We start from the raw sequence: 21,567 nt of genomic DNA, 5'->3' as shown, positions 1-21,567 counted from the left end.
GTCGAAGTCTCGCCAGGGTACGGTCGCTGAACACATCGGTGACCGCATCCGCGCGCCTCACCTTTCTGGGAACCGGCACCAGCTTCGGGGTGCCGCAGATCGGTTGCGGCTGTGTCGTCTGCCGCTCCACCGATCCGCGCGACAAGCGCACACGCTGCGGTGCCGTGATCGAGACCGCGAGTGGCACTCGACTGCTCATCGATACCCCGCCTGAACTGCGCCTGCAGCTCGTGGCGGCCGATATCGACGACATCGATGCCGTGTTGTACACGCACGAGCATGCCGACCACATTCACGGGATCGACGATCTGCGCGCGTTCACGATCCGCCGCGCCACCTCGCTGCCGCTGTATGGGGAAGCGGCCACGCTGCACACGTTGCGCGCTCGCTTTCCCTATATCATGGACGAGCAGTTTCGTCCGTTACCCGGCACGACACGCCCGGAAGGTACGCTCATGCCGATTGAGGCTGGCGTGCCGTTCACGGTGAAGGACACCGAAGTCCTGCCGATCGCGGTGCCCCACGGTCGCGCGTCGGTGGTCGGGTACCGCGTCGGCGACATCGCCTACATCACCGACGCCAAGCTGTTGCCCGACACGGCGCGCACCGCGCTCGCGGGCGTACGCGTGCTGGTGCTGAATGCCCTGTTGCGCCATCCGCATCCCACGCATCTCTCGATCGCCGAGGCCGTGGCGGTGGCGCAGGAGATCGGCGCGGAGCGCACCCTGCTCACGCACCTCACGCACGACAACGCGCACGCCGCGCTTGCCGCCGAGTTGCCCGCCGGTGTCGAGCCCGCGTACGACGGTCTGGTCGTGACCTGTTCGTAAGCCAGTCACACGCTTCGTTCGTTTCGTCATAGCTCTCACGCGTTGTCGGAGTGTCTTGCCATGTCGTTGTCGCTTGATTTCACGAACATGATGGGTGCGGCGCTGCCGCATGGCGCAGGTATCACGGCCGCGCAGCTCACCGATGCGTCCGACGCTTTCGCCAAAGCGCACGCGCACGTGCACGCCATGCAGGCCGAACTCGGCTTCCTCACCCTCCCGGTGAACGAGGCGTTGCGCGACGCCACGCTGGCCGTTGCCGAGCAGACGCGGGGCCGGTTCGATGACGTGTTGCTGCTGGGCATCGGCGGTTCGGCGCTCGGCCCCATCGCGCTGCGTACCGCGCTTCGGCCGCCGGCGTGGAATACCCTCAGCGCGGACGCCCGCGGCGGCCACCCTCGCCTGCACGTGCTCGACAACGTCGACCCGGCCACCATCGCCGCCACGCTCGCCCGGCTCGATCTGTCCCGCACGCTCGTGCTGGTGATTTCGAAGTCCGGCGGCACGGTGGAAACGATGGCGCAGTATCTCATCGTGCGAGAGGCACTGGCGCGCGCGGTGGGAGAAGACGCGGCACGTCAGCATCTCGTCTTCATCACCGATCCCGAGGTTGGCGCGCTCCGCAAGATCGCTCGCGCCGAGGGCATCACGACGCTCGAGGTGCCGCCGAATGTGGGTGGCCGATTCTCGGTGCTGTCGCCCGTCGGTATGCTCCCGGCGGCTCTGATAGGCATCGATGTCAAGGCGCTCCTCGCTGGTGCGGCCGACGTCATGACGAGGGCCGCGAGCGCTGATCTTGCCACGAACTTACCCGGCACCTTCGCGGTGCTGCAGCACATCGCGGACACGGCCCACGGACGATCGGTGCAGGTGCTGATGCCCTACGCCGATCCGCTGCGCGACCTCGCGCTCTGGTTCGTGCAGTTGTGGGCCGAGTCACTGGGCAAGCTGCGCAGCGACGGCACACCCGTGGGGCCGACGCCGCTGCCGGCCGTCGGCGCCACCGATCAGCATTCGCAAGTGCAGCTGTTCATGGAGGGCCCTCTCGACAAGACCGTCACCTTCATCACGGTGAAGGGGCGCGAGCGCGACGGCATGATTCCCACACGTCACGCCGACATTCCCGAGTTGAGCTATCTCGCTGGACACACCCTCGGTGAACTCATCGACATCGAGCAGCGCGCCACGGCTGGGGCGCTGGCGGCCCGCGGACGATTCAACGCCACGCTCGCCATCGACACGGTCGACGCGTTTCACCTGGGCGCGCTCATGCAGACCTTCGCGCTGGCCACCGCCTACGCCGGTGTGCTGTACGAGGTGAACGCCTTCAATCAGCCGGGTGTGGAGTTGGGTAAGAACTTCGCCTATGCCATGCTCGGCCGAGCTGGGAGTGAGCAGGCGCGCGCCGAATGGGATGCACTCCCCAAGCCGGACCCGCGCTACCGCGTGTGATCGATCGTCCCACCACGCGGCGACGTGCAACGCCAACCGGCCTGAAGGGGAATCCCGGACTTGCCGCACCCATCCCTGTAGTGGGAACTTTCCCTGGCAGACGCGACGGGCTCCGGTAGGCCGGAGTCGTCGCTCATTCACCCTGACCCGCTCCGGCTCGCGCTGGGCAGGATCCACGACACGAATGTCCGATACCACGAAACCCACGACGTCCTTGTTTGGCGGTGCCGTTACGGTGGAAGGTGGGCGCGTCCAGCTGCATGACGCCGCCGTCCTGACCTCCGCGCACATGGACGCGCTGGTTCATCAGGCTGTCTTCGGGAACGAAGGCGAGCGTACCTTCGCCCGCTGGCTCGTGTGGGAGCTGGGTCAGACCGTCGGTGTTCGTGCCGCGTCGATCCATGAGCTGTACGTCGCACGTGGAGCAGGCAAGTGCAGCGGTTTCACTGTACCCGCGATGAACATCCGCGCGCTCACCTACGACACGACGCGCGCGATCTTCCGCACGGCCAACACGCTGCAGGCCGGCGCGTTCATTCTCGAAATTGCCCGCTCCGAAATCGCCTACACCGAACAGCGCCCCGACGAGTATGTGTCGGTGATTCTCGCCGCCGCGCTGCGCGAAGGCTATCGCGGACCGGTGTTCATTCAGGGCGACCACTTCCAGGTCAACCACAAGAAGTTCGCGGTCGATCCCATCACCGAAGTGAACGCGGTCAAGGCACTCGTCACCGAGGCCGTCGCTGCTGGCTTCTACAACATCGATGTCGACACATCGACGCTGGTCGATCTCTCCAAGGAGACGCTCGCCGAACAACAGCGTCTCAACTACGACGTGTGCGTGGACATCACCCGCTTCGTGCGTGCGGCTGAGCCAGCCGGCGTGACGATCTCCATCGGCGGCGAGATCGGGGAAGTCGGGACTGAGAACAGCACGCCGGAAGAGCTCGAAGCGTTCATGGACGGCTTCAAGGCCACGCTCGAGACGCAGGCGCCGGGTACGGCTGGGCTCTCCAAGATCTCGGTACAGTCGGGTACGTCGCACGGCGGTATCGTGCTCGCCGATGGGTCCATTGCCGAGGTCGCCCTCGATTTCGACACCCTCGAGAAGCTCTCGAAGATCGGTCGTGATCGTTATGGCATGGCCGGTGCAGTACAGCACGGCGCGTCGACGCTGCCCGACGCCGCGTTCAGCAACTTCCCACGGCTCGAGACGGCGGAAATCCATCTCGCGACGAATTTCCAGACCATGATGTTCGATCACATCCCGGCCGCGCTGCGGGCCGACATGTATGCATGGCTGGATACCAACGCCAAGGACGAACGCAAGGCGACGGATACCGACGAACAGTTCTACTACAAGGCGCGTAAGAAATCGATCGGACCGTTCAAGAAGCAGTTGTGGGCGTTACCCGCTGACGTGCGGGGCGCGCTCGGCGCGGCGTACGACAAGAAGTTCACATTCCTGTTCGAACAGCTGGGCATCGCCGGAACCCGCGCGATTGTCGAGCAGTTCGTCACGATACCTGAGCAGCATCGCCCGTTTCCGACGGGAGCCAGCACCATCGTGGCCGCCCCGGACGACGCGGATCTTTCGGACTGAGTTGTCAGTATGGTGTCGGGAGTGGATCGCGCCGGAACGGCGTGATCCCCGCTCCCGATACGCAACTCATCACTGCTTGCGAGGTGTGATATGGCCCGGTACGACGAGTACGACGATGATCGCGTGGTCGTGATCGAACGTGAGAATGGCGCGAACGGCATTGGCACCTTTCTGCTTGGTCTCGCGATCGGGGCAGGGGCCGCGCTGCTGTTTGCGCCGGCCAGTGGTGCCGAAACCCGGCAGCGCCTGCAGGACGAAGCGCGACGCGCCGGACGCAAGGTGAAGGACATGACCGATGAGTTCGGCGAGAAGGTGGCCGATACCGTCGAGAAGAGCCGCTTCCAGTTCGACGAGCAGGTTGGCCGTGCGCGCGATGCGGTGAATTCACGTGTGCAGGCGGTTGGCGACGCCGTGTCGGCCGGACGCGATGCGGCAGCGCAGGCGCGATCTGAACTCGAACGTGCCGTGGCCGACAGCAAGCGCGCCTATGCGGACAGCCGCCGGGCGTACCGCGATCATGGTCGCCGCCAGGGGCCGGATGACACCGCCGCGCCCGACGATATGGTCTCGAGCTCCGGGGAGGAATCCGCTGGCGCTCCGGGCGAAGGCTGAAAGCTGGTGGGACATTGTCCGACGCGTCTGGAATCAAGGCGCTGAGGACAATGTGCTGTTTCTGGCGGGCGGGCTGGCATTCAATGTCCTGCTCGCCCTTCTGCCGTTCGTGCTACTGCTGATCTCCGGCTTGTCGCTGCTGCTTGGCAGCGAGACCACGGCCGCCGCCAATACGGTGACCGCTCTTGTGGATCGTTTGCTTCCGAGCGGCGCCAACTCAGCGGGTGAGCTACTGCGCGGCGTGGTGGCCGAGGTGCTCGAGACGCGAGGCGCCGTCACGGCGTATTCGGCGATCGGCTTCGCCTGGTTCTCTACGCGTCTCTTCGGATCACTACGAAGTGTGCTGGCGCTGATTTTCGACGGCACCGATCGCGGCATCGTTGCCGGCAAGGTCTTCGATTTTCTCGCCACCATCATCGCGACGGTAGCTATCGTCGTCTACGTCGTGATTTCGACGTACGTCGATCTCGCCACCACGCGCGGGCTGGCCTTGCTGCAAGAAACGGGACTGCGCACCGAAGCGATGGGATTCGTCGGCTACCTCCTCGGACGACTGGCCGCACTCTCAGTCGTATTCGTGCTCTTCTATGCCATGTATCGGGGTCTTCCGCGCCGTCGCCCCAGCATACGTACGGCGGCCGTCGGCGCAGTCACCGCATCGGTACTTTTCGAAATCGCCCGACACCTGTTCGTGCTGTTCGTGGCCCGATTCGATCCGAGTTCGCTCTACACGGGCACGATTGCCGCCATCGTCGCGATCGTTTTCTGGACATATTACGGTTCGCTGCTCTTCCTGATCGGCGGCGAGGTCGCGCAGGCGTTCGATCTGCGGCGGAATGAGCTGGCGGCCCTGCAACAGGCAGAGGCTGCGGCTCGTGCCGCCGCCTCGACCACGCCCGCGCGCGTCAAGCCGAATAAACGCCCACCCACCAAACGTCCGTGACCCAGTTCGCCGCTCCGTTGCTCGATGTGCGCAGTGATACCGTGACCCGGCCTTCTGCCGCGATGCGTCGCGCGATGGCCGACGCAGAAGTCGGTGACGATGTCCTCGACGGTGATCCGACCACGCGCCGGCTTGAAGCCGCGGTGGCCGAACGACTCGGCAAAGAGCGCGCGCTGTTCTTCCCAAGTGGCACCATGGCCAATCAGGCGGCCATCTGGGTGCAGAGCACGCCGGGCACCGAGATTCTCCTCGACGCTGAGGCGCACATCATCCATTCGGAAGTCGCCGCCACCTCCGCGCTGTGCGGCGTGCAGGTGCGTCCGTTGCGCGGCGCCGCGCTGGTCTTTCGGGCCGCCGACCTGATGGCAGGAATGCGGGCACCGTCCAGTGATGGCATCGAGCCCTCGATGGTGTGTCTCGAGAACACGCACAACGGAGCTGGTGGCGTCGTGACAACGCGCGACGACTTGCACGCCCTCACCACGGTCGCGCGTCGGTTCAACCTCGCGGTGCACCTCGACGGCGCACGCCTGTGGAACGCCGCCGCCGCCACGGGGACTTCACTCGCCGCCTTCGCCGCCTGCGCCGACACCGTCATGGTGTCCTTCTCCAAAGGACTGGGCGCCCCGGTCGGCGCGTGCCTCGCCGGTCCCGCTGACGTCATCACGCGTGCGCATCGCGCCCGGAAACGCTTTGGTGGCGGCATGCGGCAAAGCGGTATCCTCGCGGCCGGCGCGCTGTACGGCCTCGAACATCATCTCGATCGGCTGGCCGAAGACCATGAAGCCGCGAAGTATCTCGCGCATCTCGTCGATGGAGTCGGCGGGGCCAAAGTCATCATGCCCGACACCAACATTGTCATGATCGACTTGCCCAGTCCGCGCGCCGACGACGTCATCGCGCGGGCGGCCGCGCTCGGCGTGCGGATTTACAAATGGCACGACCGCCGGGTGCGCGCGGTGACCCACCTCGATGCACCGATCGGGCTCATCGCCGAGCACGGGCCGAAAATCGCGCAGGCGCTGTCCGAGGTGTTGGCCTAGCCGCACGGCATGGGCACAAAAAAAGCGCACGGGAGGTCCGCTCTTTCGAGCGAATCCTCCCGTGCGCAGTGCTCCGGGCCTGACGAAGCGACGCCAGACTCCACGTGCCGCTGCTACCTTCGGGGTCCTGACGGATTTGGCGGGCTGTCGCCCTCCGGGACCCGGAGCAAGAAAAAGGTAACCACCCGCCGCGCGAAGTGGTACCGGTAGGAGATCCCGTCCTCCGCCCTCGAGTCGGCTGTGTAGATTGGAGGCATGTCGCTCGCTCTCGCCCGCAAATACCGCCCACGGAACTTCGCTACCGTGGCGGTGCAGTCACATGTCGCCAATACCCTGAAGGGCGCGATCGCCAGTGGGCGTGTCGCGCACGGGTATCTGCTCTGCGGTCCACGGGGGACCGGCAAGACCACGCTGGCCCGTGTGCTGGCGATGGCGCTCAACTGTGAGGAGCTCGCCGACGCCCGACGGATGAGCGGGACGGCTGCCGCCACCGAGTTCAGCGAGGCGATGGCCGCCGCCGGTGAACCGTGCGGCCGATGCACCAGCTGTCAGCGCATCTGGAGTGGAAGTGCGTCGCTCGACGTCGTCGAGATTGACGCCGCGTCGAATGGTGGCGTGGCCGATGCCCGCGAGCTGCGCGAGCGCGCCATGTATGCGCCGTCCGGTGATGACCGCTACAAGGTCTACATCATCGACGAAGCGCATATGCTGTCGCGCGATGCATGGAACGCGCTGCTCAAGGTGCTCGAGGAACCGCCCCCACGCGTGGTGTTTGTCTTCGCCACGACCGAGGCGCAGAAGGTGCTCCCGACGGTGATTTCGCGACTGCAGCGATTCGATTTGAAGCGCATCGGCCCCGCGGAGATCCGTGAACGGCTGGCGGCGGTGCTCACCGAAGAGGGCGTGCGCTTCGAGCCCGATGCGTTGGGCATGATCGCCGGCGCGGCCGACGGTGGGCTGCGTGACGCGTTGTCGCTTACCGATCAGGTGTTGTCGCTCGGCGAGACGGCCGAGGTCACGGCGGAGCGCGTGCGCACCGCGTTGGGGCTCGTCCCCGAAGAAGAGTATCTGCTGCTGCTCGATATCATCGCCCAGCGTCGCGCCGTCGACGTGTTCGGCGCCGTGCAGCGTCAGGCTGACGGCGGGGTTGATCTCATGCTGTTGCTGGCCGGCATCGGCCGCATGTTGCGAGCGCAGCTCACGATCGCCCTCGGTGGCGTACCACCCGAGCTCTCGGAGCGCATGCGCAGTGCGCTCACTGAGCGAAAGGGACAAGTCTCCGCCGGCGACTTGCTGCGCATGCTGCACGCGCTGCTCGAGATCGAGCCGATGTATCGTCGCAGCGGCCAGCCGCAGCTCTTGCTGGAAACGTTGCTCGTGCGCTTCGCCCTGCTCGATCGTACGGTGGAACTCGAAGAGGTCATCAAGGGCTTCGGCACCGGTGGTCACGACGATCCGCCGCCGCGTCGCGTCGCGCACGAGGCGCGCGTCGCATCGGCGCATGCGATCCCACCCTCCCCGCCGCCGGCGGTCGCCCCCGCTCTCGCCCAGACCGCGCCAGCGATGGTCGCATCACCGCTCGTCGCCGCGCCGCTCGTGGCACCGCCGCGGTCGGCGACGCAGCAGGTCGCGGAAGCGGCCGCCGCCCCACAGCGGGCCGAGCAGCGCCCCACGCCGCGGGCCGCTGCCGCCGCGCCACGGGTGGGACCGCCGCCCACGGTCGAGCAGCTGAAGGCGCGCTGGGAACGTGTGAGTGACGCCATCAAAACCGCCGGACGTGGCATGCTGGCACAAGCCGTGGCGCGGTTGGTCCCGGCATCCGTTTCGGCGCACGGCAGCGTCGCCCTCACCTATGATCCTGCCGACGACACCTTCGCCCGTGCCGCCGATGGCGCGCGCCCGGATATTCTGGCTGCGCTGCAGGCGTGCTTTGACGGCGTCACTGGGGTAACAGTGGTGTCGTCCGTGAATGCCAGCGCGCAGGCGCAGTCCCGCGCGCCGCGCGATACCACGAAACGCCTCACCGCCCACGACGTGCAGCAGCAACGCACCGAGCAACTCTCGTCGAAAGACCCGTTGCTCGAAGCCGCCGTGCGAGCGCTCGACCTCGAATTGCTCGACTAACGATTACTCGACTACCGATTCCAAGGAACAGTCATGGATTTGTTCAAGATGATGGGTCAGTTCAAGGACATGCAGTCGCGCATGCAGACCATGCAGGACGAGATGTCGCAGCGCACGTTCTCGGCACTCGCTGGCGGTGGCATGGTGGCGGCCGACGTCGACGGCAAGATGCAGCTCAAACGCATCAAACTCGACCCGACGGTCGTGAACGCCAACGACATCGAGATGCTCGAAGATCTCATCGTCGTCGCAGTCGCCGAAGCGCAGAAGAAGGCGGCCGAAGCCATGCAGATGGAGCTCAGCAAAGTCACTGGCGGCATCGATCTGCCGTTCAAGCTTCCGTTTTGATCGCCCCCCGTTGAGCGTCATCGACGATCTCACGAGTGAGCTGGCGCGGCTCCCCGGCATCGGCCGCAAGACCGCGCTCCGACTCACCTATCACTTGCTGCGGCAGCCACACTCGCAGAGTCGTCGGCTGGCCGAAGCGCTCGTGCTGCTCACCGAGCGTGTGCGCGCCTGCGACCGGTGCCACAACCTCACCGAGTCGCCGCTGTGCGCGCTCTGTGCCGATCCGCGGCGCGACCCCGCCATCGTGTGCGTGGTCGAGGAAGCGTCCGACATCGCCTCGATCGAGCGGGCGGGCGAATTTCGCGGACTCTACCACGTGCTGGGTGGGCGCCTGTCGCCCCTGGATGGCGTCGGGCCTGACGATCTGGCCATCGGCGACCTCCTCGCCCGGATCGAACCCGAAGGGGTCAAGGAGGTCATTCTGGCTACGAATCCATCGCTCGAAGGCGAAGCGACCGCGTTGTACGTCCAACGGCAGCTGCTGGCGCGCGGCGTACGGATTACCCGCATCGCCCGCGGCCTGCCCGTCGGCGGCGATCTCGAATATGCCGATGGCGTGACGATCGCCCAAGCGTTGTCCGCCCGTCGGGAGATGCTCTGATGCGGCGTCAGGATGCCAGGTGGAGCCTGGTCGGTATGCTCGCCACCGGGCTCGTGGCCGGCGTCGCCGTCGGCCTGATGGGTTGGAGCGCGCACCAGCACCGGCATCGTCGGTCCCTCTTTCATCCAGACGCGACGAGCCGGCTTGCGGCGCTCGGTTACCTTCGGGCGCATCCAAGCGTTGATAGTGCGCGGCTCCTTCGTGACTATCTCCAGTGGGAACCGCATCCGTTGCTGCGTCGCAAGGCCCGAGGGGTTCTGCGCCGGACAGAACGGCTGTTACGTTCCTAACGGACCCGCATGCCGGCCATGTGACGCTGGCCTGCGGAACCTGATCCCTTCGACCCACCGTTCATGTCTGTCGGCGCCGCCACCTGGTCGTTCACCGAGGACGACTTCGGGGCCATCACCATTACGCTCCAGCGTTTCCTCTACGACGCCAAGGCGCGTTGCGCCCTGCTCGTGGACCGGAGTGGACAGCTGGTCGCCACGGTCGGCGAGCCACCCAACTTCGACGCGACCGCCTTCGCCACGCTCACGGCAGCGGATTTCAGTGCCAACGATCAGCTGGCTCGGCTCATCGGCGAAAGCGACTTCAACGTCCTGTTCCATCAGGGCGAGAAGGAGTCGATGTATCTCGCCGATATCGCCCGACGCGTCATCCTCGTCGTGCTCTTCGACAACCGCACTACGCTCGGTCTCGTCCGATTGCGTATGAAGTCGGCCGTCGACGAGCTCACGAAGACATTTGAAGGCGTCTTCTCCCGCGGCGGGTCCGCATCCACGCCGCCGCCGGGATTCCTGGCCGGCGCCGAGGATGAGATCGATCGGCTTTTTCAGTAAGGGGCCGTAATCGATGTCGATGATCAACTATGCGTCCCGAGAGATCAACTGCAAGATCGTGTTCTACGGTCCGGGGCTCGGTGGCAAGACGACCAATCTCGAGTACGTGTACGGCAAGGTGTCACCCAACACCCGCGGAAAACTGATCTCGCTGGCCACGGAAACAGAACGCACCCTGTTTTTCGATTTCCTGCCGGTCGATCTGGGCACGATCCGCGGCTTCCGGACGCGATTCCATTTGTACACCGTGCCCGGTCAGGTCTACTACAATGCCAGTCGCAAGCTCATCTTGAAGGGCGTCGATGGTGTGGTGTTCGTGGCCGACTCACAGGTGGAGCGCGCCGAGGCCAACCTCGAGTCCATGCAGAACCTGTATGACAACATGGCGGCGTATGGCTACGACCTCACGCGTATGCCGTTTGTCATTCAGTACAACAAGCGTGATCTGCCCAATGCGGCCCCGCTCGCGGAGCTGCAGTCCATGCTCAATCCCGGCTGGGAAGTGACCGACCCGACTCGCATGCGGGCGGTAGCGGATCCCTTCAAGCCGGGCGAGCTTCTGGTCAGTCAGTTGCCGACCGGGGAATGGGTGGAGCGCGTCCCGACGTTCGAAGCCGTAGCCGTGACGGGCGACGGCGTGTTCGACACCCTGAAAGCCGTTTCCAAGCTGGTGCTCAAAACGCTCGCATAGCCGCGGGCGTGGCGGGCACCGGTCCTCCCGCCTCTCGATACTCCTGTGAACCTTCCGAACGCAATCACGCTGGGCCGCATCGCCCTGACGCCGCTGATTGCGTGGTTGCCGTTCACCACGTCGTGGACCGCGCGTCTGATCGCGTTTCTGCTGTTCACGATCGCCGCCGTCACCGACTACTGGGACGGCCATCTCGCCCGGTCGCGCAATCTCGTGACCGACCTCGGGCGCCTCCTCGATCCGCTCGCCGACAAGCTGCTGCTCGTGGCCACGCTGATCCCGATGTACTGGCTGCAGAGGCACTACACGCTGCTGGTGCCTGACGGCACGATGCCGCAGCCCACGCCACTGCTGTTCCAGACGCCGTTCGGCGCCGTGTCCCTGCCGCTCTGGATCGTGCTGGTGGTACTTGGCCGCGAAGCCTTCATGACCGTGTTCCGGCAAGTCGCCGCGCGTCGTGGCCTGGTGATCTCGGCGATCGGCCCCGCCAAGTGGAAGACGACCTTCCAGAGCCTGTGGCTCGGCGCCGCTTATTTCTGGTTCTTCGCCGCCACGCTGGCCGCCCGCGAGGGGTGGGAAGGGGACAGCGCCTGGAAGGCGTTCGCCTACTTCAACGGCTTTGTGGGCGTCACCAGCATGATCGGCGCGCTGGTGCTCACGGTGTGGAGTCTGTGGCTGTATCTGCGCCGCTACGGGAAGCAGGTCGCGCGGCTGGCCTGAGCGCCGCCGAGCTCGTCTGTGCCGGATGCATGTCAGCGCATAGATCGGTAGCGACCGGAACCGTACGTCTGAGGTGATAGCGCCACACAAAGTGTCGGTCGTGAACAACACAAATGTGCTCTCGCAAAGTTTCCATCGTTCGTCGTAGGAGGACGAGGGACAGGGCGTATTCCATCACAGATATGGTATTTTAATTGCTTAACTTTTCTTCACCTTGACCTTTGCGTGCATTGTCCATCGCGCGCACGGCCTGGTCCTGCCCCCCCTCCACAGGACATTGCATGAAGAGTTTTCTCGCCGTTTCCGCTCTCGCACTCACGTTGTCGAGCGTGGCGAATGCCCAGACGATCACGTCGATCAATGACGTGTCGAACTGCGTGTACAACGCGTCGTTCGCAAGTGGCGCGGGCAATAGCGCCAACATTGCGATCACCGGGGCACAGCCTCGCAGTGGCAATGGGTCCCTCGAACTACAAATGACCAATTTCGCGCAGCCGGCGGTGTATATGTGCGGCTCGACGGTCACGGGAACCCTGGCGCAGTTATCCTCGCTGAGCTTCGATTACCTTGGCACCAATCCGGTCAACACCAGCCCGACGATCCGGTTGATTTTTGACGCGCAGTATCTTGGTCTGACGCGGACCTTCAATCTCGGCTGGTATGCCAACAGCGGCGCACCTAACTGGACCAACAGCGGAGATCTGACGGCGGTCGGTTCGTCGCCGGCCGGTAACACCGGCTTCTTTCTCCGTCTGACCGGTTCCGGCGGCGGTCAGCTGCTCCGCGACTGCAGCACCTCTGGCCTTAGCGCCGGCTTTGACGATCGTCGGCAGTCGCTGGCTGATTGGTTGGGCGCCTGCAACGGTGCAGGCGGTGCTCTCAACTTCTCGCAGGCCACAGTCAAGGCCGTCCAGGTCGACCAGGGTCGCTGGCCCGACTTTACCGGAACTAACGTGAACTACGTGGACAACGTCACCGTCGGCTATGGACGGACGTCGAACACGATCAATTTCGAATCCACGGTCGTCCCCGAGCCGTCCACCTACGCGCTCATGGCCGCCGGCCTTGCCGGTCTCTTCGCCGTGCAGCGTCGTCGCCGCCGCTCGGTCTGACCCGCACCACGCGGTAGTAGAGCAGTCCTACGGCGCCGGTCGAGCTCAGCTCGCCGGCGCCGTTGTCCTTGGTGGTATTTTTCCTCCATGAACATCGAAATCGTCACGATCGGCGACGAGCTCCTGCTCGGCTTCACGATCGACACGAACGCCGCGCATCTCGCGCGCGAATTGGCGGCCCTCGGCGTGCGCATCGTACGCCGCGCCACCTGCGGCGATGATGCCGATTCCATCGCCACCGCCGTGCGGGAGGCCCTCGAGCGCACCGGCGCGGTCATCACCACTGGCGGCCTCGGCCCCACCGCCGACGATATGACCAAACCGGCCATCGCCTCGATCTTCGGGCGCGGCATGGTCCTGGACGCCGCGATTCTCCAAAGCCTCGAAGAGCGGTGGCTCAAGCGCTTCGGCCATGAACTCCCGGCCAGCAACCGCCAACAGGCCATGGTGCCGGAGGCCTGCACGATTTTGCCCAATCGCCATGGCTCCGCCCCCGGCATCTGGCTGGAGGACGCGCAGCAGCGCTGGGTCGCCATGCTCCCGGGCGTGCCTCGCGAAATGCGCGGGATGTTGGCCGATACGGTGATTCCGCATCTGCGCGACCGGCTGCCCGCCGGTGGCCCGGTGATTCGCGCGCGCACGCTGCGCACCGCGAACATCGCCGAGTCGGCGCTCGCCGATAAGCTCGGTAAGCTGGCCCGCGGGGTGAACGGACTCTCCTTGGCCTACCTCCCCGGCAACGACGGGGTCGATCTGCGACTCACGTCGTACACGCAGCCGGCCCGTGAAACCGAGGCGACGCTCACCGGGGCCGCGCAGCTCGTGCGCGAGAAAGTCGGCCGCTTCATCTACGGCGAAGGCGACGATGATCTGGCCGCGCTCATGCTCACTGAATGCGCGACACGCGGCCTCACGCTCGCCGTGGCCGAAAGCTGCACCGGCGGTATGCTGGGCATGCGCCTGACCGCCGTGCCGGGCTCCAGCCGGGTCGTGCAGGGCGGAACGATCGCGTATGCGAATGCGGTCAAGGTCCGTGAGCTCGGGGTCGCACAGGGCGATCTGGACGAGCACGGCGCCGTCAGCGAGCCAGTCGCGCGCGCCATGGCCACGGGGGCCCGCCTGCGCTTCGGCACGAATATCGGGATCGGCATCACCGGAATCGCCGGCCCCGACGGCGGCACTCCGGAGAAGCCCGTGGGTACCGTTTGGGTGGCGATCGACCTCGATGGCGAGGTCCGTGCAGTACGTGCCATCCTGCCGGGCGACCGCTCGGAAATCCGGTATCGGGCAGCGCAATTAGCGCTCGATCGTCTGCGTCGCGCGTTCGAACGCGACCAGGATCCCGTGGGATGGACGGCCCGGGGCTGAGGCGGGACTGACGCCCGCGCCCCGCAGTCCTTTTCTTTCGGCTAGGCGCCACGCCACGCCACGCAAACTTTACGTTGACGACTCTCGTACGCACATCATGACCGACCCGATGTCTGACGCTCCGGTGGACAACATGGATCCGATGGAAACGCGGGAAACCGCTACCGTGCAGCCACCGCTCGAAGACGGTGACGACCTGCAGCAGGCGCAGCGCGAACTCGAATCGCAGAAGGACAAGTATCTGCGACTCGCCGCCGAGTACGACAATTTCCGCCGTCGTGCCGTGAAGGAACGGCAGGAAGCGGGCTGGCGCGCCCAGGGAGAACTCGTGCGCGGCCTGCTCGATGGCCTCGACGACATCACCCGCTTCGCCGCCGTCGATCCCGCCACGGTCGACGCGAAGTCGGTGATTGACGGCATGCAGCTGGTCGAGAAAAAACTCTTCAAGTCGCTCTCCGGACACGGCTTCGAGGTCATCAACCCGACCGGCCATCCCTTCGATCCGGCGATGCATGAAGCGGTCAGTACCGCCCCCGCGTCGCAGCCCGAGGAAGACGGCATCGTCGCCGTCTGCTTTCAGGTCGGCTACGTCATCAATGGCCACGTGCTCCGTCCGGCGCGCGTGGTGGTGAAGCAGTGGACCGGCGCCTGAGGGCGCAGTGAGCATGGCCAACGCGAAGGACTTCTACCAAGTACTCGGGGTCTCGTCGACGGCAACCGCCGACGAGATCAAAAAGCAGTACCGGCGACTGGCGAAGCAGCATCATCCCGACGCCAATCAGAACGATCCCAAGGCGGCTGAACGCTTCAAGGAAATCTCCGAGGCGCACAACGTGCTCGGTGATGCGGACAAGCGGAAGGAATACGACGACATGCGGCGCCTCGGAGCCTTCGGCGGGATGAGCGGCTTCGGTGGCGCGCGTTCGTCGTCGCGTCCCGGCGCGTCGGGCACCGCGCGTCCCGGGCAACCCGGCGCGGGCACCTTCAATGACTTCGATGTCGGTGGCATCGGCGGACTCGGCGATCTGTTCTCGTCGATGTTCGGCGGTGCGGCCGGTGCAGGGCGTCAGCGCGCGCGCGGTCCCGAACGCGGTCAGTCGGTCGAGCAGACGGTCGAAGTGCCGTTCCGCGTGGCCGCCGTCGGCGGCAAAGTGCCCGTCGACATCGAAGTCAACGAGGAGTGCGCCACCTGCCATGGCAACGGCGCAGCGCCGGGCGCACAGCTGCGTCCGTGCGGCGAATGCAGCGGCCGCGGCGTGATCTCTTTCGGACAGGGCAGCTTTGCGGTGAATCGTCCGTGTCCGGTGTGCTCGGGTCGTGGCAGTGTGCCGACGGAACGTTGTCCGACCTGTCGTGGTACCGGAGACACGCGCGTCTCGCGCAAAGTGCTCATCTCCGTGCCGTCTGGTGCGGAAACGGGCGCCAAGGTCCGCCTGCGCGGGCAGGGTGGCAAAGGCGCCGCTGGCGGTCAGGCGGGCGATCTCGTGATCACCTTCACGGTGACACCCGATCGCTTCTACAAGCGCGATGGACTCGATCTGATCGCGACCGTGCCGATCAACATCGCGCAGGCCACGCTCGGCTCGCGCATCAGCGTGAAGACGCTCGACGACAAGAAGGTCGCCATTCGCATTCCGGCCGGCACCTCGGCAGGCAAGCGCTTCAAGATCACCGGACAAGGCATCGAGAAGGACGGCAAGAAGGGTGACCTGCTGGTCGAAGTCACCATCACCGTTCCAGAGTCCTTGACCGAAGCACAGGAGAAGGCGATGCGCGAGTTCGCGGAAGCTGGTGGGATGAAGTTCTGATGCGCACGTCGCGTCGGGTCGCCACGGCAATGGCGTTCACGTGTGCATGCACGAGTGCGATTGCGTCGCTGGCTCAGGCGCAGGTCACGCCTACTGCGGCCGGCGCGACGGCACCGGCAACGCCGAGCACACCGGAAATGCGCTGGCGCTTCGATCAGTGCATGGGTGGTGTGACGTACGGGGCCCCGTTCAAGTGGGCGCTTTCGTACGGCGGCGGCATGGTGTACGAAGGGGATCGCATTGATTTGTGCGCGCTCGCCGTGGCGAAGGTTGGACTCGGCGGAGCAGGCGCCTCGATCGGACTGGCGAAGTCGTATGGATCGATGGGCACCGGCAGCGCCATCACCGGCGGCATCATCCGCACGTTCGGCGATCCGCTCAATGCGACGGCGCGTCGGACTTATGTGGGAGGGGCCGTCCATTTCTGGCCGCTGCTCGCTCTTGGAGGCGAAATCGGCTACTACGTGCGTCTCGGTGACGAGGCCGGTGCGTCTTCGCACGGCAAGAAAGTGATCACCTGGTCGGCAGGCTTCGGCTTCTAGCCCCGTGCTGCTCGCGCAGTCGTGCGCGTCGAAGTAGGTTCGCGCGCATGTCCGCTGCTCACGGTTCTTCCGACACTCCCCGCCGCAATCCGCTGAGATCGCAGGCCGTTCAGGTCACGCTTGGCCTGTTGGTGGGCCTCGCGCTCGGCATGTGGCTCTCGCACGAAGCGTCGCCGTCCGCCTTCACGCGCGGACTGATCGCCGTACTGGACGTCGTCGGCACCGCGTGGATCAACGCGGTGCGCATGACGGTGATTCCGCTGGTGGTGCCGCTCCTGATCGTGGGCGTCGCGGGTGGCGGCGATACCAGCATGACGGGCCGCGTGGGCGCCAAAGCCTTCGGCTGGATGCTTGGACTCGCGATCGCGTGCGCGATTTTCTCCGCGCTGGTTGCACCGCCCTGGTTCGGTACGCTGGTACTCGATCCCGAGGCCACCGCGCGACTGCGCGCGACGGCGACGATCGACATTCCGCCCGCCGACGCACTGTCGCTGCGCACGTGGATTCTTGGATTGATTCCGCTCAATCCCATCAAGGCCGCCGCCGACGGCACGTTGCTCCCTGTCGTGTTGTTCACGCTGCTCTACGCGTTCGCGCTGGGCAAAGTGAGCGACGGACCACGCGCGGCCCAGCTGGCGTTCTTTCGCGGTATGGCCGACACCATGCTGGTCGTCGTGCGATGGATGCTGGCCATCGCGCCGATCGGCATTCTTGCCTTGGCCACCGTCCTCGGACAGAAGCTCGGCACGTCGGTGCTCGGTGCTATCGGCTTCTACTTCATGGTGGTGATCGTGCTGCATCTGATCGCCACGGCGGCGCTCTATGGCGTCATGGGCGTTACGCGACGCGTGCCACTGCGCGATTTTGCCCGCGCGCTGATCCCGTCGCAGGTGGTCGGCATGGGTACGCGCAGTTCACTCGCGTCCTTGCCGGCAATGGTGAAAGGCGCGACCGATGTGCTGCACTTACCGGCTACCGCCACCGGCTTCGTACTGCCGTTGTGTGCCTCGGTGTTCAAACTCACGAGTGCGATCTACTGGGTCGTCGGCGCGCTCTTCGTGGCCAAGCTGTACGGCGTCGATCTGCCCGTGTCGAGCATCGCGCTGGTAGCCGCCAGTAGCGTGGTGCTCAACTTCAGTACGCCCGGCATCCCGAGCGGGGGCATGCTGCTGCAGGTGCCGCTCTACACCAGCATCGGCCTACCGGTGGAAGGCATTGGCATCATGATCGCGCTCGACACGCTGCCCGACATGTTCAAGACGCTGCTGAACGTCACCGCCGACATGCTGGTCGCCGTGATGACGGTGCCGGCGGGCGAGCTTACGGCGAGGGCGGAGTGAGCCTGTTAGCCTGTTGAAAAGTTCACGCAGAGATGCAGAGTGCGCAGAGGTCGCAGAGAACAAAATTGCATTGCTCTGCGACCTCTGCGCACTCTGCATCTCTGCGTGATCAGTTCAGCAACCGTAGAGCTGAACCACTACGCCGCCAGAATCGGCAGTCGTCGACTCGGCGCCGTACGCATTCCGCGTTCAATCACGCCGCCGCCGACTACGATGTCGCCGTCGTAAATCACCAGTGACTGGCCCGGCGAGATCGCGTGCACCGGTTCGTCGAGCGCGAGTTCAATGGCGTCGCCCGACAATCGCACGATCGTAGCCGGCGCGGCGGCCGCGCGGTTACGCACTTGCACCTGGACCTGCCCACCGACCACCGGCGGCTCGACCAACCAGTTGAGCTCACGCGCCTCGAGTCCGCGGCCAAGCAATGCCTCGCGTGGACCGATCACCACCGCGCGTTCACCGGGTACGATCTCCACTACGAACATCGGTTCCGCGAATCCACCCGGCAGCCCCTTTCGCTGGCCGATCGTGTAGCGCGCAAACCCCTGGTGCTCGCCGATCACTTCGCCGCTCACCAAACGCAACGGGCCAGCCGAGAGGGCAGGGGCGTCGGCGCCAAGCTGTTCCTCGAGCACGCGCACATGATTGCCGTCAGGCACGAAGCAGATATCCTGACTCTCCGGCTTCTCGGCCGTGCGCAATCCGAAGCGTCGCGCGATCTCGCGCGTTTCCGCCTTGGTTTGATTGCCCACCGGCAACACGAGGCGCGACAGCACCGCGCGCTCGATGCCCCACAAGAAGTAGCTCTGATCCTTGGCCGGATCGAGCCCTCGCAACATCACGCGCGCATCGGCGCCATGCGCACGTGAGCCCATGCGCGCGTAGTGACCGGTCGCGAGCCACGGGGCGTCGATGTCGTCGGCCTTGTGCAGCAGGTCGCGAAACTTCGTGAACGTGTTGCAGCGCACGCAGGGGATCGGCGTACGGCCCCGTGCATACTCCTGCACGAAGTCATCGAGGACATCGTGTCCGAAGCGATCCACCAGGTTGGTCACGTAGTGCGGGATGCCGAGCTTCTCGCACACGCGTCGCGCATCGCTGGTGCTGTCCAGTGAGCAGCAGGGACGGTCGGGAATATCCTTGCCGTCCTCGTGCAGCTTCATCGTCACGCCGACCACGTCGCATCCCGCTTCCACGAGTACGGCCGCCGCCACCGACGAATCCACGCCGCCACTCATCGCGACGAGGACGCGCTCACCCTTCTGCGGCAATACGCCGTGCACCGATGCGCTCGACATGATCGGGCCTAGAATTCGACGGGCGTGAACGCGCACGCCGCGCTGGCGGCCTTGCCGACGCGCGACTTCTCGGCGAGCGTGGCCAACACGTCGAGCGTGCGCTGCACGCACGCCTCGGTACTCAGGCAGCCGAACGAGAGCCGCAACGCGGCGTTCGCCACGTCGGGCGCCACGCCCATCGCGCTCAACACGTGCGACGCCGAGACGCTGCCGCTCTGACACGCCGAGCCCGCGCTGCAGGCGATACCACGCAGGTCGAGCGCCATCAGCATCGACTCGCTGCTCGTGCCGGGGATCGACATGTTGGTGATGTGTGGCGCACGCGGTGCGTTCGCCGCGTGAATGATCACGTCGGGAATGCGCTCGTGCAGTCCGCGCTCGAACATCGCCTGCAGCATCTGCATACGGGCGTGCTCGGCCTCGTGCTCGGCAATCAGCAACTCCGCTGCCGTGGCGAGTCCGACCGCGAAGGCGACATTCTCCGTGCCGGGGCGCCGGCCTCGGTCCTGAGAGCCGCCATGAAACATCGGCTCGAGCGGCGTGTCGCGGCGAATGAACAGGGCGCCGATGCCCTTCGGCGCGCCGATCTTGTGGCCCGAGATCGTGAGCAGATCGAACGGCGTGGAGTTCGCGTTGATCGACACCTTCCCGAATGCTTGCACTGCATCGGTGTGAAACACCGCGCCGGCCGCCTTCGCTTTCGCCGCCAATGCGGGCACATCCTGAATGACGCCGACTTCGTTGTTGACCCACATGACACTCGCCACAGCCACTCGCTCGTCGAGCCGCTCGGCGAAGTGCGTCATGTCCACGAGCCCGTCAGGCGTGACGCGCACGATGCGCTCTTCGCCACCTTCGTGCACGATCTGATGCACCGCGGCGAGCACGGCCTTGTGTTCGATGGGCGTCGTAATCGCCGCATTGCGGCCCTGCGCCCGGAGCGTCCTGAACACACCGAGGATGGCGAAGTTGTCGCCCTCCGTGCCGCCCGACGTGAAGCACACTTCGTCGGCATGCGCGCCAAGACAGGCGGCCAAGCGCTCCCGGGCCTCATCGAGCGCGACGCGCGCCTCCCGACCCCAGCGGTGGACACTGGACGGGTTTCCGAAGCGCGGGCCGAAGTAGGGCGCCATGGCGGCCATGACCTCGTCGCGCACCGGGGTGGTGGCGGCGTGATCCAGGTACACGGGCTGAGTCATCCTCTTAAATTAAGAGAAAATGTTCGCCACCTGTATCCACTGCACGGCCGATTTGGGCCGGAACGAGGCCTTTGAGACCTTTCCCGTGGGCTCCCGGCTGGCCTTCGACGCCGCCAAGGGGCGCCTGTGGGTGGTGTGCCGCGCCTGCGACCGTTGGAACCTCTCCCCCCTCGAAGAGCGCTGGGAGGCCATCGAGGCCATGGAGCGGCGTTTTCGCGAGAGCCGCTTGCGCGTGAGTACCGACAACGTGGGTTTGGCCCGCCTCAAGGAAGGGGTCGACCTGATTCGCATTGGCGAGCCGCAGCGCCCGGAAATGGCGGCGTGGCGCTACGGCGACCAGTTCGGACGGCGCCGTAAGCGGCAGATGCTGATCACCGGCACGATCGTGGGCAGCGCCGTGGCCGTGGTGGGCGGCATGATCGCGGTCGGTGCCAGCGTGGGCAGCTTAACCGGCGTCTACGCGAACGGCGGGATCTGGGACGCCTTGATCAATGGGCGGCAGAGCGTGTCCATCGGCAAGATCGCCCTTCCCGATGGCGAGCTGGTCGACGTGCAGCGGAAACACGCACGCATGAGCGCCCTCGAGCGCGGCGTGGACGGGGGACCACTGCAGCTCCGGTTGGAGTCTGTCTCGGGTACGCACCTGCTGCTCGGCGATCACGCCATGAAAGCCGCAGCGCGACTGCTGCCTACCGTGAATCGCTTCGGCGGCTCGCTCGTGCAGGTGCAGGACGCCGTCTCCCTGCTGGAAGAGATCGGTGATCCGTTGCGCGTACTCACGTCCGTGCAGCAGCGTGTGGGGGCGACAACGGGTGACGCACGTTGGGGCGTCGGCAAGAGCGATTGGTTCGGCAGCCACAAGCGCAACGTGGTGAAGAAGCTCCCCGGCACGCTGCACACACTCACCCCGCGCGATCGCCTCGCGCTCGAGATGGCGTTGCACGAGGAAAGCGAACGTCGCGCGATGGACGGCGAACTCGCCGCGCTCGAACTCGCGTGGGCCGAGGCCGAGCAGATCGCCAAGATCGCCGATGACATGTTCCTGCCGCCGTCGATGGACGAACAGCTCGACAACCTGCGTGATCGCTGATGTA

Annotated in this window: 22 protein-coding genes and 1 other RNA gene; 19 read left to right on the top strand and 4 right to left on the bottom strand. The window is 65.6% G+C overall.

Annotation, left to right across the window (positions count from 1 at the left end; translation table 11 throughout):
- Positions 1–38 precede the first annotated feature (38 nt).
- The 6 genes from HKW67_RS09080 to HKW67_RS09055 all read left to right on the top strand — a co-directional run bounded on the left by HKW67_RS09080 (position 39) and on the right by HKW67_RS09055 (position 6,480).
- Entirely contained in the window at positions 39–830 is a 792-nt protein-coding gene (locus HKW67_RS09080; RefSeq protein WP_171225082.1) for an MBL fold metallo-hydrolase, read from the top strand.
- Between the two features lie 60 nt (positions 831–890).
- On the top strand, positions 891–2,279 hold the full coding sequence (locus tag HKW67_RS09075) for a glucose-6-phosphate isomerase (protein ID WP_171225081.1): 1,389 nt from the start codon (positions 891–893) through the stop codon (positions 2,277–2,279).
- A 184-nt stretch (positions 2,280–2,463) separates the two neighbouring features.
- Entirely contained in the window at positions 2,464–3,882 is a 1,419-nt protein-coding gene (locus HKW67_RS09070) for a class II fructose-bisphosphate aldolase (protein ID WP_171225080.1), read from the top strand.
- A gap of 90 nt (positions 3,883–3,972) precedes the next feature.
- The gene (locus tag HKW67_RS09065; RefSeq protein WP_171225079.1) at positions 3,973–4,494 is read left to right on the top strand and encodes a YtxH domain-containing protein; all 522 of its coding nucleotides are present in this window, start codon (positions 3,973–3,975) and stop codon (positions 4,492–4,494) included.
- The gene (locus HKW67_RS09060) at positions 4,400–5,437 is read left to right on the top strand and encodes a YihY/virulence factor BrkB family protein (RefSeq protein ID WP_330998934.1); all 1,038 of its coding nucleotides are present in this window, start codon (positions 4,400–4,402) and stop codon (positions 5,435–5,437) included. The genes HKW67_RS09065 and HKW67_RS09060 overlap by 95 nt, the downstream gene beginning before the upstream one ends.
- The gene (locus tag HKW67_RS09055) at positions 5,434–6,480 is read left to right on the top strand and encodes a threonine aldolase family protein (protein WP_206044657.1); all 1,047 of its coding nucleotides are present in this window, start codon (positions 5,434–5,436) and stop codon (positions 6,478–6,480) included. The genes HKW67_RS09060 and HKW67_RS09055 overlap by 4 nt, the downstream gene beginning before the upstream one ends.
- A gap of 69 nt (positions 6,481–6,549) precedes the next feature.
- Here the strand turns inward: HKW67_RS09055 and ffs are convergent.
- Positions 6,550–6,646, bottom strand: an RNA gene (ffs, locus tag HKW67_RS09050) — signal recognition particle sRNA small type.
- Between the two features lie 89 nt (positions 6,647–6,735).
- Here ffs and dnaX point away from each other — a divergent pair.
- The 6 genes from dnaX to HKW67_RS09020 all read left to right on the top strand — a co-directional run bounded on the left by dnaX (position 6,736) and on the right by HKW67_RS09020 (position 11,806).
- Positions 6,736–8,604 carry a DNA polymerase III subunit gamma/tau gene (gene dnaX, locus HKW67_RS09045; protein WP_171225077.1) on the top strand — a complete coding sequence of 623 codons (1,869 nt, stop codon included), beginning with the start codon at positions 6,736–6,738 and terminating at the stop codon, positions 8,602–8,604.
- A gap of 33 nt (positions 8,605–8,637) precedes the next feature.
- Positions 8,638–8,952, top strand: a complete 315-nt coding sequence (locus HKW67_RS09040) for a YbaB/EbfC family nucleoid-associated protein (RefSeq protein ID WP_171225076.1) — start codon at positions 8,638–8,640, stop codon at positions 8,950–8,952.
- A 10-nt stretch (positions 8,953–8,962) separates the two neighbouring features.
- Positions 8,963–9,553 (top strand): recombination mediator RecR, encoded by a 591-nt coding sequence (gene recR, locus HKW67_RS09035; RefSeq protein WP_171225075.1) that lies wholly within the window; start codon positions 8,963–8,965, stop codon positions 9,551–9,553.
- Positions 9,554–9,906: 353 nt separating this feature from the next.
- The gene (locus HKW67_RS09030; RefSeq protein WP_171225074.1) at positions 9,907–10,395 is read left to right on the top strand and encodes a roadblock/LC7 domain-containing protein; all 489 of its coding nucleotides are present in this window, start codon (positions 9,907–9,909) and stop codon (positions 10,393–10,395) included.
- Between the two features lie 13 nt (positions 10,396–10,408).
- A complete protein-coding gene (locus HKW67_RS09025) occupies positions 10,409–11,086 on the top strand; it encodes a GTP-binding protein (RefSeq protein ID WP_171225073.1) in 678 nt (225 codons plus the stop codon).
- A gap of 45 nt (positions 11,087–11,131) precedes the next feature.
- The gene (locus HKW67_RS09020) at positions 11,132–11,806 is read left to right on the top strand and encodes a CDP-alcohol phosphatidyltransferase family protein (protein WP_171225072.1); all 675 of its coding nucleotides are present in this window, start codon (positions 11,132–11,134) and stop codon (positions 11,804–11,806) included.
- A 190-nt stretch (positions 11,807–11,996) separates the two neighbouring features.
- Here the strand turns inward: HKW67_RS09020 and HKW67_RS09015 are convergent, their stop codons facing one another.
- Entirely contained in the window at positions 11,997–12,239 is a 243-nt protein-coding gene (locus tag HKW67_RS09015) for a hypothetical protein (RefSeq protein WP_171225071.1), read from the bottom strand.
- A gap of 43 nt (positions 12,240–12,282) precedes the next feature.
- Here HKW67_RS09015 and HKW67_RS09010 point away from each other — a divergent pair, with 43 nt between their 5' ends.
- The 6 genes from HKW67_RS09010 to HKW67_RS08985 all read left to right on the top strand — a co-directional run bounded on the left by HKW67_RS09010 (position 12,283) and on the right by HKW67_RS08985 (position 17,976).
- The gene (locus tag HKW67_RS09010; protein WP_171225070.1) at positions 12,283–12,918 is read left to right on the top strand and encodes a PEP-CTERM sorting domain-containing protein; all 636 of its coding nucleotides are present in this window, start codon (positions 12,283–12,285) and stop codon (positions 12,916–12,918) included.
- Between the two features lie 87 nt (positions 12,919–13,005).
- Positions 13,006–14,286 (top strand): competence/damage-inducible protein A, encoded by a 1,281-nt coding sequence (locus tag HKW67_RS09005; protein ID WP_171225069.1) that lies wholly within the window; start codon positions 13,006–13,008, stop codon positions 14,284–14,286.
- Between the two features lie 109 nt (positions 14,287–14,395).
- Positions 14,396–14,938 (top strand): nucleotide exchange factor GrpE, encoded by a 543-nt coding sequence (locus HKW67_RS09000; protein ID WP_171225068.1) that lies wholly within the window; start codon positions 14,396–14,398, stop codon positions 14,936–14,938.
- 13 nt (positions 14,939–14,951) lie between these two features.
- The gene (locus HKW67_RS08995) at positions 14,952–16,094 is read left to right on the top strand and encodes a DnaJ C-terminal domain-containing protein (RefSeq protein WP_171225067.1); all 1,143 of its coding nucleotides are present in this window, start codon (positions 14,952–14,954) and stop codon (positions 16,092–16,094) included.
- Complete coding sequence (locus HKW67_RS08990) at positions 16,094–16,636, top strand: hypothetical protein (RefSeq protein WP_171225066.1); 543 nt, start codon at positions 16,094–16,096, stop codon at positions 16,634–16,636. The genes HKW67_RS08995 and HKW67_RS08990 overlap by 1 nt, the downstream gene beginning before the upstream one ends.
- Before the next feature lie 47 nt (positions 16,637–16,683).
- Positions 16,684–17,976 (top strand): dicarboxylate/amino acid:cation symporter, encoded by a 1,293-nt coding sequence (locus HKW67_RS08985; RefSeq protein WP_171225065.1) that lies wholly within the window; start codon positions 16,684–16,686, stop codon positions 17,974–17,976.
- Between the two features lie 137 nt (positions 17,977–18,113).
- Here the strand turns inward: HKW67_RS08985 and mnmA are convergent, their stop codons facing one another.
- Together mnmA and HKW67_RS08975 are read right to left on the bottom strand one after the other, a co-directional pair.
- On the bottom strand, positions 18,114–19,274 hold the full coding sequence (gene mnmA / locus HKW67_RS08980; protein ID WP_171225064.1) for a tRNA 2-thiouridine(34) synthase MnmA: 1,161 nt from the start codon (positions 19,272–19,274) through the stop codon (positions 18,114–18,116).
- A gap of 8 nt (positions 19,275–19,282) precedes the next feature.
- Complete coding sequence (locus HKW67_RS08975) at positions 19,283–20,473, bottom strand: cysteine desulfurase family protein (RefSeq protein ID WP_171225063.1); 1,191 nt, start codon at positions 20,471–20,473, stop codon at positions 19,283–19,285.
- A gap of 85 nt (positions 20,474–20,558) precedes the next feature.
- On the opposite strand from HKW67_RS08975, the gene HKW67_RS08970 reads away from it, so the two are divergent.
- Entirely contained in the window at positions 20,559–21,563 is a 1,005-nt protein-coding gene (locus HKW67_RS08970) for a hypothetical protein (protein WP_171225062.1), read from the top strand.
- Positions 21,564–21,567 lie beyond the last annotated feature (4 nt).

Origin of the sequence: Gemmatimonas groenlandica (assembly GCF_013004105.1) — a bacterium.
Classification (GTDB): Bacteria; Gemmatimonadota; Gemmatimonadetes; order Gemmatimonadales; family Gemmatimonadaceae; genus Gemmatimonas; species Gemmatimonas groenlandica.
The sequence above is the reverse complement of the archived record's forward strand: the minus strand, read 5'-3'. Positions and strand labels throughout refer to the sequence as shown.